Source organism: Hyphomicrobium sp., assembly GCF_003987855.1.
Classification (GTDB): Bacteria; Pseudomonadota; Alphaproteobacteria; order Rhizobiales; family Hyphomicrobiaceae; genus Hyphomicrobium_B.
Window position 1 is genome coordinate 88,857 of sequence record NZ_RXIZ01000022.1, and the last position, 13,032, is coordinate 101,888.

Sequence of the window (13,032 nt, forward strand, 5' to 3'; positions counted from 1 at the left end):
ACGTCGAGCGGCTTCGAGGACTGACGCAAGCGAATGAAAATCACCCGGCTCAGGCTTCTCGGATTCAAGTCCTTCGTGGACCCGACCGAGCTCGTAATCGAGCCTGGGCTGACGGGCGTTGTCGGCCCGAACGGATGCGGAAAGTCGAACCTCCTCGAAGCGCTTCGCTGGGTCATGGGCGAAAGTTCGCACAAGTCGATGCGCGCCGCGGCGATGGACGACGTGATTTTCTCTGGAAGCGGCGGGCGACCCGAGCGGCAGAGCGCCGAAGTCACCATGTTTCTCGACAACAGCGCGAGAAAAGCGCCGGCCGAATTCAACGGCGGCGACATTATCGAAATCACGCGGCGGATCGAACGCGAGGCCGGTTCGGCCTATCGCATCAACGGACGGGAAGTCCGCGCCCGCGACGTGAAAGTCCTATTCGAAGATGCGGCTACCGGCGCGCGATCGCCCGCGCTTGTGCGTCAGGGCCAGATCGGCGAACTCGTCAACGCCAAGCCCGAACAGCGACGCCGCATTCTGGAAGACGCGGCCGGCATCGCTGGACTTCATACCCGGAGACATGAAGCCGAACTGAAGCTGCGCGCCGCTGAAGCGAATATCGAGCGCGTCAGCGATGTCGTTGGACAGCTTCAGTCGCAAACGGAATCGCTGAAACGCCAGGCAAGGCAGGCGCGGCGCTACAAGGAGCTTTCGAGCGAAATCCGTCAGCAGGAAGCGCTTGCTCTGCACCTCACATGGGAAGACGCCCAGCGCAGCGTCGATGCGGAAGAAGCACAGCTTACCGACGCTATGATGCGGCTTGGCGCGGCCACCGAAGCGGAAACGAAATCGTTCAACGCCGAGATCCGGCTCACCGAGGCGTTGCCGCCCTTGAGAGAAGCCGAGGCCGCCAAGGGTGCGGCTCTCGCGCGGTTCAAGATCGAACAGGAGAATCTCGAACGCGAGGCAACACGTGCGGCCGAACGTGCGCGCGAGCTTGATGCCCGCGCGAAGCAACTCGAAGCCGATCTGAAGCGCGAAAGCGGCTTTATTTCGGAAGCGAAGGAAACGCTCCTCCATCTCGATGCCGATCTGGCTGCAATCCAGGAAGCCGATCGCAAAGGGATCGAGGAGGAGGCCGCCGAAAAGATCACATACGAGGCTGCGGAGCAGCGCCGAGCAACTGCGGATGCGCACTTCGCCGACATCACGCATCGCGCCGCCGACGCCCGGGCACGATTGCGCAGCCTCGAATCGGCGCTCGCCGAAAGAAAAGATGTTGTGGCCAAGGTCACGCGTCAGATCGCAGCTTTCGATGCACAGATTGCCGATCTAAGGGCGAAGGCTCCTGACAGCGAAAAACTTTCGGCAATGGCCCAACGCGGACAAGCGCTGGCGCAGGAAATTTCCGCGATCGAAGCGAGTGCGCTCGCTGCCGAAGAGACGGTTCGAGCAGCTCAGGCCGAAGCAAAAGCGCGCCGTGATGAAGCGCAGCGGGTGCGGCTGGCTGCTAATGCTTTTTCCACGGAGCGCGAGACGATTGCGAAGCTGCTTGCAAGCGGCAACGCAGACGCCTATCCGCCAGCCGTCGATTACATTCGAGTGTCCCCGGGATATGAACCCGCCCTAGGTGCGGCGCTTGGCGATGATCTGGAAGCGCCGATCGCGCCCGAAGCTGCCGTGCACTGGCGGCGGCTCGATCTTCCGGCCGAAGATCATGCGTTGCCTGCCGATGCCGAGCCGCTCGATATGCACGTCGAAGCACCGATCGAACTTGCGCGGCGATTGAGGCAGATCGGCGTCGTCCAGCGAGCGGACGGAGCACGCCTTCAGCCACATTTGAAGCCCGGCCAGCGGCTCGTCTCGCCCGAAGGTGACCTGTGGCGTTGGGACGGCTTCGTTGCCGCATCTCATGGCGTGACACCGGCAGCGCAGCGTCTCGCTCACAAGAACCGGCTTGCGGAGCTCGACCGCAAGGCACAGGCCGTTCTCAATGAAGCCAAGGAAACGATCGATGCCGAGCGCGCTGCCGCGACAGCGATGCAGCAGGCCGAGGCGGAGGAGCGCCGGCTCCGTCAGCTTTATCGCGAGAAGCAGAACGAGCTTGCGCAGGTGCGCCAGCAGCTCACGGGCCTCGAAAAGCTACAGCGCGAGAGCGAGACGCGACTCGCTGCGGTCACGGCTCAGCGCGCGAGAGCGGACGAAGACCTAACGACCGCCCAGGCGCGTCACGTCGAGATCGAAGCCCACATCGTAACGATGAGCGAAGGAGAAGACCTCGAGCCGGTATTGAAGACGGCTCAGGCAGAGGCTGAAGGTGCTCGGCGTGAAGTGGCAGAAGCCCGGGTTCGTCTTGGCTCGTTGGATCGTGACAAGCAGATCAGAGCCGAGCGCATTCGCCATTCTCACGCAGAGATCGCACGCTGGAAGGCACGCCAAGCCAGCGCGGAAGCGCAAGTGGAAAGCCTGAGCGCGCGCCTCAAGGAAGCGCAGGACGAGATCACGGCGACGGCGGATCTTCCCGCAAAAATTTCTGCTCAACGCGAAAACCTACTTTCCGCACTGTCGCGAGCGGAAGCGGAGCGCAAGGCTGCGGCCGACGCACTTGCGGAGGCAGAGACCGCGGCCAAGGCGGCTGTAGATGCCCTCAGGGCCAATCAAGCCGAGGTTTCGGCAGCACGTGAAGCGAAGGCGCGCATCGAGACACGCCTTGAGAATGCGCGACATAAGCGGCAGGAAGCGGCCCGCGACATCCGCGAGACCTTCGAGGTTGCGCCGGAGAATTGCTTGGCGCTCGCGGGGTTGCCCGATGCCTCTGCGATACCGCCGCTTGTCGACGTCGAGCGTCATCTAACGAAACTCAAAGCCGATCGTGAGCGCCTGGGCGGCGTGAACCTCCAGGCCGATGAGGATTTGGCTGATATTTCCAAGCAGCTTGAAAGCTTGCTCGCGGAACGGGACGACCTGGAGCAGGGAATAGCCAAGCTGAGGCAGGCCATTCAGCAGCTCAATCGGGAAGGCAAGTCTCGGCTGGATGAAGCGTTCCAAACGGTGAATACGCATTTCGAACGGCTTTTCACTCACCTTTTCGGTGGCGGCGAAGCGCGGCTCGAAATGATCGAAAGTCCCGAAGATCCTCTGGAAGGCGGGTTGGAAATTATTGCCAAGCCGCCGGGAAAGAAGCCTGCGACGCTGTCTCTTCTCTCCGGTGGCGAACAGACGCTGACGGCACTTTCGCTGATTTTCGCGGTCTTCCTGACCAATCCTTCACCAATCTGCGTTCTCGACGAAGTCGATGCCCCGCTCGACGACGCCAACGTCGATCGCTTCTGCCGTCTCATGGAGCAGATGTCGGCCGAGACGGAGACGCGGTTCCTTGTGATCACGCATCATCCGATGACGATGGCGCGCATGAACCGGCTGTTCGGTGTCACGATGGCGGAGAAAGGTGTGTCGCAGCTCGTCTCAGTCGATCTGCAAACTGCTCAGAGCTTCCGCGAAGCCAGCTAAGCCTTGAGGTTGCGCCTACCACGAAATTGTGGTCGCGGCATCGTGCTGGAACCTGTCAGTGGGGGAGGCGTTCCGTTCCATTAGGAACAAGGAGGCGCAGCATGCAACCGCAACGAGATCCCCGGGCGACCCGAGAGACCATCGAGCCGACCGACGCGCGGCAGGCCAGTCCGAAAAAATCGAACTTTCGCGTGCTCATTGGGTCGATGGTTCTCGCGATCGTGGTCGGCGTGGTGCTGGTCGTTGGTTTTTGGTTTAAAACGCCAGCAAGCGTGGACGCTTCCTCTGGCGGAAATCCCGATCAGAACACGCAGCAGGCCGCTGAGCCTGCTTCCTCAGGAGGTGCAGACAGTACGCCAGCACCGGCTCCCTCAGCGGCTCCACAAAATCAGTCCGCGCCCTAGCGCGTGCCTAAAAGTTTAGCGAAACTGATCAGCCCATTCCGCACCCGCGGAATGGGCGTTTTGTTTCGCGCTGCACCGGAAATCGTGCTGAAAAGAGTTCAGGCGAGCCTGCGCGGTTTCGCCGTACCCCGATGAGAGACAGCATTATGCCCAATTCCTTGACACCCCTATACCCCCTAACTATGGTCCGCGCCGTCGATCTCCCCGAGCGGCAGGTTTTCCGCGATAACTGGATGGTTTGAGCCATGTCAGGCAATGACAAGGATCAGCGTCCGGAACGCGGTGAAATTAGCCCGGAAGACCGTGAAGCGTTTCGCAAGCGGTCGGCGGAACTTGGCCAAAAGCTTGACGCGCTCAAATCGCAGAAAGCCAAGGTCGAACGGTCGGCGGGCGGTGGATATCAGAACCAATCCGCCTATGGAGCCGCGTTCAAGTTTGCGGCCGAGTTGATTGTCGGCGTGGTCGTCGGCGGCGGGCTTGGTTGGGCACTTGATCGGCAGTTCGGCACGGCGCCTTGGCTGATGATCGTTCTGGTCATCATAGGCTTTGCGGCGGGCCTTCTAAATGTTGTCCGCGCTGCTCAAGAGGCGCAGACAAAAATCGAACCGCTGCAAAAAGCAGCGCCGTCCGTCAAAGACGACGAAGAAGAATGAGAGACTAGGGGGTAGGCCTTGGCTGCGGAAGGCACCGGACATCATGGTCCGATGGAGCAGTTCGAGATCAAGAAGATCATAGATCTTGATCTTCTCGGTCACGATATTTCGTTCACCAACTCGTCGTTGATGATGGTCCTCGCGTTTGCGGTCATCGTCGGCTACATGCTCTTTGCGATGCGCGGGCGCGCGCTCGTTCCGACCCGCATCCAGTCGACGGCTGAGGTCGTCTACGAATACATCGCCGGAATGGTGAAGGAAAACATCGGCGAGGAAGGCATGAAGTTCTTCCCCTGGGTTTTCACCATCTTCATTTTCATTCTCGTGCTCAACATTTTCGGGCTGATTCCGGGCAATTTCGCCGTGACGAGCCACATCATTGTGACGTTCGCACTGGCCGCCATGGTCTGGCTGGTGGCGACGTTCGTCGGCTTCTGGAAGCACGGCGTCAGCTATCTCAAACTCTTTGCGCCTTCAGGGGTGCCCCTCTGGCTGATGCCGATCATCATTCCGATCGAGCTGACGTCTTATCTCATTCGCCCGATCAGCCACTCCGTGCGTCTTTTCGCAAACATCATGGCCGGACACACCATGCTTGAAGTCTTCGCGGGCTTCGCGGTGCTGCTCCCCTGGTGGGGCAAGATCGCGCCGACCGGGTTCATGGTCGCGTTCACCGGCCTAGAGTTGCTGGTGGCGTTCCTGCAGGCCTTCATCTTCACCGTTCTGACCTGCATCTACCTGAACGACGCAGTCAACATGCATCACTGAACAATGCGGGATGAAGGCGGACTGGTTCGCCGACATCCCGTTTTGCTGTTTATCTGAAACCACTAAACTGCACTTAAGGGAGAGACTTCATGGATCCGCAAGCCGCCAAGTTCATCGGCGCCGGCCTCGCCTGCTTCGCGCTCATCGGCGCCGGCATCGGCATCGGCAACATCTTCGGCAACTACCTTTCGGGCGCGCTTCGCAACCCGTCTGCCGCCGCATCGCAGTTCACGAACCTGCTCATCGGCTTCGCGCTTGCTGAAGCGACGGGCCTTTTCGGCCTTCTGATCGCTCTCATCATCCTCTACGGTTGAGCCTGGGCCGGGAAGTCAAACCACGCCCGATCAACCGGAGGCACTGATGTTTGCCGGCACTACCATGCTGTTTGCGGTCGCCGCTGAGGCGGCCGGGGAAGCCGCCCATAAGGGAGGCTTGCCGCAGCTAAATCCTCACACCTTCGAGACGCAGCTCTTTTGGCTGGTCGTCACGTTCCTCGCGCTGTTCTTCGTGATGTCGAAAATCGCTTTGCCGCGCGTCGGCGAAGTGATCGAAGAACGTCGGGACAGGATCAAGCGCGATCTGGATGCCGCTGCCCGGCTCAAGGACGAGACCGATAAAGCGCTGGCTGATTACGAGAAAGCTCTGGCGGATGCCCGAAGCAATGCATCGGGGATCGCCAAGGATACGCGTGAGAAGCTCGCAGCGGAGACCGAAAGTGAGCGTCACCGTGTCGACGAGCAGATCGCCGGCAAGCTTCGTGATGCCGACTCACGGATTGCAGCATCGAAGTCGAAGGCTCTCTCGGCCATCGGCGATATCGCGAACGATACGGCGCGCGCCGTCGTCGAGAAGCTGATTGGTCAGGACGTTTCGTCCGACGACGTGAAGAAGGTTCTGCGTCCCGTGGCGGGCGAGTGAGGATTTAGGACCATGTTCGACCCTCAAGATCCTATTTTCTGGGTGATGATCGCCTTCCTGGCGTTCATCGGCTTGCTCGTTTACTTCGGCGTTCCTGGCGCTCTTGGGAAAGCCCTCGACGCCCGCGCTGAAGGCATTCGCAAGGAGCTCGACGAAGCCCGCAAGCTTCGCGAGGAAGCGCAGGCTCTTCTTGCCGACTACCAGCGCAAAGCGCGCGAGGCCGAGAAAGAGGCGCAATCCATCATCGAACAAGCAAAGCGAGAAGCGGAAGCCTTGGCTGCCGACGCACGCAAATCGCTTGCAGAGAGCCTCGACCGACGCTCGAAGATGGCAGAAGACAAGATCGCCCGCGCAGAGGCCCAGGCCTTGAGCGAAGTACGATCAACTGCTGTCGAGACGGCATTGGCCGCAGCGCACGAGATTCTGAAGTCTCGCGCGACCGGCGACACTGGGCATACGCTCGTTTCGCAGTCGATCAACGATCTTCGCGGCAAGCTCAACTAAGCCAACCGCGAATGGCTGAAACGATCAAAGCCGGGCGTCGTGCCCGGCTTTTTTATTTCAAGCGATGAGCAGTGTGCGGTTCGGGTCTCAGCCAGAACTTGGCGCGCGACTGTCGAAGCCGACAACCAGCTGATACTCACCTGGGCGAGAACCTTCTGCGATCGGAAACGTGATCGTGCGGACGGTCGAGAAGTAGCTGATGGGTTTGTCGAGGCCGACGCTGACATCCAGCTTCACGCTATCGGTCGTGATTTTCGTCCGCTTGCCGTCGTTGACGGCGACGGTGATCGGTAACGTCACGCTGCCCGGCTGACCTTTGGGTCCTAGCAACAGTCGCCCAGAGAATCCGTATTTGACCGTTACTCGGCCAGGCTCAACCTGACATTCGCGCGCTGTCTTCGTGATTTCGCCTCGTTGCGCGACGGCGAGCGCGTCGCCAACGTGGCCGACCTCGTAGAAGGTGATGTAATTGTCGTGCGGAGCAATTACGAGCCTCGGGCAGCCGGCATCGACGTCGCCGGAGAACGTGCTTCCAGTCGCACTCGGATCGCCCGACTTGGCGGCATCCAACAATTGCGCCTCATTCACGGAAGCAACCTCGGATGTGGCGGACGAACCGCCAAACATCCCGCCACCGAGGCCGGACGTCAGCGAGGACATACCGCAGCCACCAAGTGCAGCCAAAGGCAGAGCGAGCGTCGCTGTCGTAACGACGCGGGTAATCGGCGCAGAGAGGCGACGCTTCAACGTCACATCATTGCCAAAAGGGTGCCGAAAACCCGAATTGTGCAACACTGTCCCCCGAGGTTCGCTTCCCCGGCCCCTTGTATTGTCAGAAAACCACCGTAGCATCCGACGTCACCGGCCCCCAAATGCATTTTCATGCCAGTCGACCGAAAATAGAGGACGTCTTTCTTCCATGTCCGGCCTTAACCAAAGCGAAGCGACGATGAAAAAGCCGCCCCTCAAAATCCTACTTGCCGCGCCCCGCGGGTTCTGTGCCGGCGTGGATCGCGCGATTCAGATCGTAGAACAGGCTTTGACCAAATTCGGCGCCCCCGTCTACGTCCGACATGAGATCGTGCACAACCGTTACGTCGTTGATTCCCTGAGGGCCAAAGGCGCCGTTTTTGTGAAGGAGCTGGATGAGATTCCAGATACCGCTCAGCCCGTGATCTTTTCGGCACACGGTGTGAGCAAGGCCATTCCCGAGGCAGCGCGCCATCGAAATATGTTCGTGGTCGACGCGACCTGCCCGCTGGTGTCCAAGGTCCACATGGAGACAGCGCGGCATTACGAACAGGGCAAAGAGATCATCCTCGTCGGCCACGCCGGACATCCGGAAGTGGTGGGCACCTTAGGTCAACTTCCCGAAGGCGCAATTACGCTCGTCGAGACCGTCGAAGACGTCATGGCCTTCGTCCCACGCGATGCTTCCAAGCTTGCCTATGTCACTCAGACGACCCTGTCGCTCGACGATACGGCAGAGATCGTTGCGGTTCTAAAGGAACGCTTCCCAGGGATCGGTGGCCCGGTAAAAGAAGACATTTGCTACGCAACGACTAATCGTCAGAATGCGGTCAAGGCGCTTGCGCCGCAGATCGACGGCCTTATCGTTGTGGGTGGGCCCAAGAGTTCCAACTCGCTCAGGCTCGTCGAAGTAGCATCGCGCGCAGGGTGCCGTTTTTCATTCCTGGTCGAGCGCTCTGCCGATATCCCCTGGGATAGGTTAGAGGGCGCCGAGACGGTCGGAATAACAGCGGGCGCATCCGCGCCGGAAGTCATCGTCGAGGAAGTGGTCGAGGCGTTTCGCAGCCGTTATGATGTCACTATCGACGTCGTGACCACGCTCGAAGAACGTGTCGTCTTCAACGTGCCGCGCGAGGTCAGGGTCGCACGCGCTCCGGCCGAGCAGCACTAACTCAGCGCGCAGGACATGGCGGTTTATACTGAAGTCAGCGACGAGGAACTCGCGCGCTTTATTGCCGGGTATGACCTCGGCAAACTGCTTTCGTTCAAAGGCATCGCCGAAGGCGTCGAAAATACCAATTATCTGCTGCACACGACTGCCGGCACTTTCATCCTGACGATATACGAGAAGCGGGTTGATGTCGCCGATCTACCTTTCTTTCTGGGCTTGATGGAGCACCTCTCGGCTCACGGCGTGAGCTGCCCGTTGCCGGTGCGCGATCGCAGAGGCAATGTGCTCAATGAGCTTTCGAAGCGTCATGCGGCTCTCGTGACTTTTCTCAAGGGTGTTTGGCCAAAACGGCCAAAAGCCGATCATTGCCGTGAGCTCGGCAGCGCTCTTGCGCGCATGCATATGGCCGGCAGAGACTTCCCACTATATCGACCCAATGCGTTGGGACTTTCAGGCTGGCGGCCTCTGTTCGAGAAGTTCGCCTCACGCGCCGGCGAAATTGATTCAGGCCTCGGGTCGCTCATACAGCAAGAACTAGGTTTTCTCGAGCACGCTTGGCCAACCGATCTGCCGGAAGGCGTAATTCATGCCGACCTCTTTCCGGACAACGTGTTTTTCATCGACGAGAAGCTTTCCGGGATCATCGACTTTTATTTCGCGTGCAACGACTCCCTCGCGTACGACATCGCGGTATGCCTCAACGCATGGTGCTTCGATCCTGATTCGGAATTCGAGCCGAGCAAGGGCGCTGCGCTTCTACAGGGCTACGAAAGCGTGCGGCCCTTAAGCGCCAAGGAGCGCCAGTCCATGCCCACACTCGCGCGCGGCGCCGCGATGCGTTTTCTGCTGACCCGAAGCTATGATTGGCTCAATACGCCGAAGGATGCCCTGGTCGCTCGCAAGGATCCGGCCGACTACATCCGCCGGCTCGCATTCCATCAGTCGGCGGCCAGCATCGCAGACTACGCACCACAATTGATCTCATGACCGCCGAACGTCCCAAGGTTCAGATCTATAGTGACGGCGCCTGTTCAGGCAATCCTGGTCCGGGAGGCTGGGGCGCGATCCTTATTTCGGGCGCGCACCGCAAGGAGATCAACGGGGGCGAGCCGCTCACGACGAACAATCGCATGGAGCTCAAAGGCGCGATTTCAGCGCTAGAAGCGCTGAAGAGAAAAAGCGATGTCGAACTCTGGACCGACAGCAATTACGTCCGTCAGGGCATTACGTCGTGGATTCACGGCTGGAAGAAAAACGGCTGGAAGACAGCCGACAAGAAGCCGGTGAAGAACGCGGAGCTTTGGCAAGAACTCGACGCTCTTCGCGCCAAGCATCATGTCACCTGGCATTGGCTCAAGGGGCACGCCGGACACCCAGAGAATGAGCGCGCCGATGAACTGGCGCGCTTGGCCATGGCCCCTTTCAAGAGCGGCCGGCGTGCGGAGCTTGCCGCCGACGATCTAGAGTGAGCGATCGATCATTGAGCATAGCGTTGCGGCGCTCGACTTGTCGGCAATCGGCGGGGAATCTTCAACGTTGAGAACCTTGACTGTGCCATCCTCGACAAGCATCGCGTAGCGCTTTGAGCGCAAGCCCAGCCCGAAGTTCGATAAGTCGATATCCAGCCCGATAGCTTTCGCGAAGTCGCCGGACCCGTCGGCCAGCATCTCGATCTTGCCCGTTGCACCCGTATCTTCTGCCCAGTTCGTCAGGACGAAGACGTCGTTGACGGCAGTGCAGGCGATCGTATCGATGCCCTTCGCTTTCAATTCGTCGACGCGATCGACGAAGCCCGGCATATGGCTTTTGCTGCACGTCGGGGTGTAGGCACCCGGCACCGCAAACATCGCCACCTTCTTACCCGCGAAGATCTCGCTGACGGTTTTGGTTGCCGGGCCATCCGGTCCCATGACCGTGAATTTCCCTTCTGGCAGATGGTCTCCGACCTTGATCGTCATGCGGCTTTTCCTCCGTGATTGGGTGCTCGGTGGGCTATCTCTACCTCAACGTCGAGGCATGCTACTCGAACTTTATCGTCGTCTCTGACTGTCCCTGAGAGTCGATCATTGTGATACGCAACGGCTTGCCCGCCAGATCCTTTATGTTGACGCCATCGGTCAGATCGACTTCGAGCAGGGCCTTGCCAGCGACTGAAACGCGCTTGGGAAGCGGCACGTAGACCCCAGCTGGTCCTTCGACGAACGCATCCGCGGTTTCGGGAGCGGCGCTCGCCACATCGAGCACGAGCTTCGGCTTTCCGGCGGACTGGTCGATGCGCCAAGAAGCTAAATGCGGATCGTGTTCGGTCCGTGCGGTCGAGCCGGGAACGCTGGCCAACGCCTTCGCCAATTCGGGTGAGTTCCCGACGTCTGGCGGAACGACAAGCTTCAAGTCGGCTTCGGCCGGAATGCAGATATCCTTGCACACGCCGTAAGCGATCTTGGCATGAAGCGTAATTGGCCGTTTTGGGTCTTTTGGCGTGAGAAGAACGGGGAAAAGAATAGCGTCTTTGTAGCCGACCACATCGCCAGCCTTATCGTGAATTCGATGGGGGGCGGGATAGAGCACCGTCGCCGAGGCGAGATTGTCAGAGCCTTCCCAATCGAATTCCGGCGGAACGCCACCTGCGTCCCCGGGGGAACGCCAATATGTTTTCCAACCGCCGGGCATCGACAGATCGACACCGGCATACAGACCCTGCTGGCCATCGCGCGCGGCATGGCCGGCAACGAGCCGCACCTGATTGTTGAACCCGCGATACCAGTCTGAGGAGACCGCCGCGGTATCCGCCCAAGCGGCTGCCGAACTCACCAGCAACAAACCTAACGCCCACTTGATCACGATCAGCGCCTCTTCAAACTTAAATCCCGGTCATGAAGGCCCGGGCGGCCCTTGTAGCCCTGCCTTGCGCTCTAATATGCGTAGAAGGACGCGGCCGTTACATGGGGTATCCTCTTGCGTTGTTTAAGGATCTTCACGTCGCCGTAGTATAGGGTTAGTCTCGTTATTATGAAGGTCAGCCGACAGACGGGCCGGACGGAGAGTCCGGAGATTAAGCTCGAAGGGCAGCTCCTCATCGCGATGCCGTCGATGACGGACCGGCGGTTTCAACGCTCGGTCATCTACATGTGCGCCCATTCATCTGAAGGCGCGATGGGGCTCATTATCAATCAACGCGCGAACCATATTTCAGCGCCGGACCTGCTGGAACGGCTTGGCATTTCCCCCCGCAATAAAGATGATGAGATCACAAGCGAGGTTTTGTCGCTGTCGATTCAAGTCGGTGGACCTGTCGAAACCGGGCGCGGCTTCGTGCTTCATAGCTCTGACTATTTTACCGAAGATTCAACCTTGGCGATCGAGAAGGGCGTGTGCCTCACGGCAACCATCGACATTCTGAAAGCCATTGCGCAGGGGCGCGGTCCAGCACGGGCTCTCCTCGCGCTCGGTTACGCCGGTTGGTCACCGGGGCAGTTGGAGACGGAGTTGCTCGCGAACGGCTGGCTCCATTGTCCTGCCGATCCGGACCTCATTTTCGATGAGGATCTGGAGAGCAAGTATTCGCGGGCGCTTGCCAAAATAGGAATTGATCTTTCGCACCTGGTCAGTGACGCCGGGCACGCCTGAAGCCGGCGTCGGGCGGCAGTCTCCTGGTAACCCGGCCTTAGCCGATTTTTGACGCCTTCTTTGCGTCCCCGCGCGCAACCTCGCTACCCGCGGGCCCGCCACTCGTTTTCTCGCCTGGCAGAGGCGTACCCGCGAGCCGGGCGAGACTCGCCGCGATCGACGGGGGCAACGTCGAAAAATCAGGCTGGGTCGCGGGCTCGGACGGAAAGCCATTTGCCCCATTGGCCGGCAACGGAGGAGGCGCCGTCGTCGGAATGATCGTCGGCGTATCGCTGCGCTGGATCGGAGTTCCCGCCGGCGCAGGGCCCTTTGCAGGTCCGGGGGGCGGGGGAGGCGGAGGTGCGCTACCCTGCAGAGGCGACGTGCCGCTCGCCCGCGCGAGGGCCTCTGCAAGCGGCGAAACAATATTATCCCTCTGCTGCTCGGGGCGCTCTGACAATGCCCTCCCTGGCGCGGGCGCGGGCGGCGCCGATCCATTGGTCGCGACTTGAGCAGGCGGCGGTTGGAGCGGGCTCGGCGCGGCGCTTGGCGAGCGGGTCTGTGTTGACGGAGATTGCATCAAGGACGGCGGCGGCAGATTCGTCTTTGCCAGCGACGCGGAAATCGAAGGCGGTATGGTTGGGGTCGTTATGGGCTCAAGCCGCGGGGAAGGACCTTCAGGCGCGGGCTTGGCATGCCCATTCGATTTTCCGATCATCGGGGTGCCGTTCAAGGCTCCATTGGTCGTCGCGGATGGCATTGG

At 60.2% G+C, this 13,032-nt stretch carries 15 protein-coding genes; 11 read left to right on the top strand and 4 right to left on the bottom strand.

The genetic code is table 11. The annotated features are described in order from the left end of the window. The first annotated feature begins 33 nt into the window (after positions 1–33). From smc to EKK30_RS17785, 7 genes are all read left to right on the top strand, one after another. Positions 34–3,495 (top strand): chromosome segregation protein SMC, encoded by a 3,462-nt coding sequence (gene smc, locus EKK30_RS17755; RefSeq protein WP_290987020.1) that lies wholly within the window; start codon positions 34–36, stop codon positions 3,493–3,495. A 101-nt stretch (positions 3,496–3,596) separates the two neighbouring features. Further along, the gene (locus EKK30_RS17760) at positions 3,597–3,899 is read left to right on the top strand and encodes a hypothetical protein (protein ID WP_290987021.1); all 303 of its coding nucleotides are present in this window, start codon (positions 3,597–3,599) and stop codon (positions 3,897–3,899) included. A gap of 245 nt (positions 3,900–4,144) precedes the next feature. Next, positions 4,145–4,552: an AtpZ/AtpI family protein gene (locus EKK30_RS17765; protein ID WP_290987022.1), complete on the top strand. Its 408-nt coding sequence runs from the start codon at positions 4,145–4,147 to the stop codon at positions 4,550–4,552. 18 nt (positions 4,553–4,570) lie between these two features. Next, complete coding sequence (locus EKK30_RS17770; protein WP_290987023.1) at positions 4,571–5,320, top strand: F0F1 ATP synthase subunit A; 750 nt, start codon at positions 4,571–4,573, stop codon at positions 5,318–5,320. A gap of 89 nt (positions 5,321–5,409) precedes the next feature. Beyond that, complete coding sequence (locus tag EKK30_RS17775) at positions 5,410–5,634, top strand: F0F1 ATP synthase subunit C (protein ID WP_013949763.1); 225 nt, start codon at positions 5,410–5,412, stop codon at positions 5,632–5,634. A 46-nt stretch (positions 5,635–5,680) separates the two neighbouring features. Continuing rightward, positions 5,681–6,238, top strand: coding sequence for a F0F1 ATP synthase subunit B' (locus EKK30_RS17780; RefSeq protein ID WP_290987027.1), 558 nt, complete (start codon positions 5,681–5,683; stop codon positions 6,236–6,238). A gap of 12 nt (positions 6,239–6,250) precedes the next feature. Continuing rightward, on the top strand, positions 6,251–6,742 hold the full coding sequence (locus tag EKK30_RS17785) for a F0F1 ATP synthase subunit B (protein ID WP_290987029.1): 492 nt from the start codon (positions 6,251–6,253) through the stop codon (positions 6,740–6,742). Positions 6,743–6,829: 87 nt separating this feature from the next. Here the strand turns inward: EKK30_RS17785 and EKK30_RS17790 are convergent, their stop codons facing one another. After that, positions 6,830–7,489, bottom strand: coding sequence for a hypothetical protein (locus EKK30_RS17790; RefSeq protein WP_290987031.1), 660 nt, complete (start codon positions 7,487–7,489; stop codon positions 6,830–6,832). 172 nt (positions 7,490–7,661) lie between these two features. On the opposite strand from EKK30_RS17790, the gene ispH reads away from it, so the two are divergent. Genes ispH through rnhA form a run of 3 tightly spaced genes read left to right on the top strand, consistent with a single transcriptional unit; the run spans position 7,662 to position 10,132 of the window. After that, positions 7,662–8,663: a 4-hydroxy-3-methylbut-2-enyl diphosphate reductase gene (gene ispH / locus EKK30_RS17795; protein WP_290987032.1), complete on the top strand. Its 1,002-nt coding sequence runs from the start codon at positions 7,662–7,664 to the stop codon at positions 8,661–8,663. Between the two features lie 15 nt (positions 8,664–8,678). Continuing rightward, a complete protein-coding gene (locus EKK30_RS17800) occupies positions 8,679–9,650 on the top strand; it encodes a homoserine kinase (protein WP_290987034.1) in 972 nt (323 codons plus the stop codon). Further along, complete coding sequence (gene rnhA, locus EKK30_RS17805; RefSeq protein ID WP_290987036.1) at positions 9,647–10,132, top strand: ribonuclease HI; 486 nt, start codon at positions 9,647–9,649, stop codon at positions 10,130–10,132. Before EKK30_RS17800 ends, rnhA begins: the two co-directional genes overlap by 4 nt. Here the strand turns inward: rnhA and EKK30_RS17810 are convergent. Continuing rightward, complete coding sequence (locus EKK30_RS17810; RefSeq protein ID WP_290987038.1) at positions 10,124–10,621, bottom strand: peroxiredoxin; 498 nt, start codon at positions 10,619–10,621, stop codon at positions 10,124–10,126. The two genes, rnhA and EKK30_RS17810, sit on opposite strands and share 9 nt — an antisense overlap. 61 nt (positions 10,622–10,682) lie before the next feature. Continuing rightward, a complete protein-coding gene (locus EKK30_RS17815) occupies positions 10,683–11,504 on the bottom strand; it encodes a protein-disulfide reductase DsbD domain-containing protein (protein ID WP_290987039.1) in 822 nt (273 codons plus the stop codon). Positions 11,505–11,672: 168 nt separating this feature from the next. On the opposite strand from EKK30_RS17815, the gene EKK30_RS17820 reads away from it, so the two are divergent. Beyond that, positions 11,673–12,290: a YqgE/AlgH family protein gene (locus EKK30_RS17820; RefSeq protein ID WP_290987040.1), complete on the top strand. Its 618-nt coding sequence runs from the start codon at positions 11,673–11,675 to the stop codon at positions 12,288–12,290. A 37-nt stretch (positions 12,291–12,327) separates the two neighbouring features. On the opposite strand, the gene EKK30_RS17825 is transcribed toward EKK30_RS17820, so the two are convergent. Continuing rightward, positions 12,328–12,729, bottom strand: coding sequence for a hypothetical protein (locus EKK30_RS17825; RefSeq protein ID WP_290987043.1), 402 nt, complete (start codon positions 12,727–12,729; stop codon positions 12,328–12,330). Positions 12,730–13,032 lie beyond the last annotated feature (303 nt).

Bases quoted from the DNA above. Each gene is read 5' to 3' on its own strand.
- smc (WP_290987020.1), top strand. From the start codon at position 34: ATGAAAATCACCCGGCTCAGGCTTCTCGGATTCAAGTCCTTCGTGGAC.
- EKK30_RS17760 (WP_290987021.1), top strand. From the start codon at position 3,597: ATGCAACCGCAACGAGATCCCCGGGCGACCCGAGAGACCATCGAGCCG.
- EKK30_RS17765 (WP_290987022.1), top strand. From the start codon at position 4,145: ATGTCAGGCAATGACAAGGATCAGCGTCCGGAACGCGGTGAAATTAGC.
- EKK30_RS17775 (WP_013949763.1), top strand. From the start codon at position 5,410: ATGGATCCGCAAGCCGCCAAGTTCATCGGCGCCGGCCTCGCCTGCTTC.
- EKK30_RS17780 (WP_290987027.1), top strand. From the start codon at position 5,681: ATGTTTGCCGGCACTACCATGCTGTTTGCGGTCGCCGCTGAGGCGGCC.
- EKK30_RS17785 (WP_290987029.1), top strand. From the start codon at position 6,251: ATGTTCGACCCTCAAGATCCTATTTTCTGGGTGATGATCGCCTTCCTG.
- ispH (WP_290987032.1), top strand. From the start codon at position 7,662: ATGTCCGGCCTTAACCAAAGCGAAGCGACGATGAAAAAGCCGCCCCTC.
- EKK30_RS17800 (WP_290987034.1), top strand. From the start codon at position 8,679: ATGGCGGTTTATACTGAAGTCAGCGACGAGGAACTCGCGCGCTTTATT.
- rnhA (WP_290987036.1), top strand. From the start codon at position 9,647: ATGACCGCCGAACGTCCCAAGGTTCAGATCTATAGTGACGGCGCCTGT.
- EKK30_RS17810 (WP_290987038.1), bottom strand. From the start codon at position 10,621: ATGACGATCAAGGTCGGAGACCATCTGCCAGAAGGGAAATTCACGGTC.
- EKK30_RS17820 (WP_290987040.1), top strand. From the start codon at position 11,673: ATGAAGGTCAGCCGACAGACGGGCCGGACGGAGAGTCCGGAGATTAAG.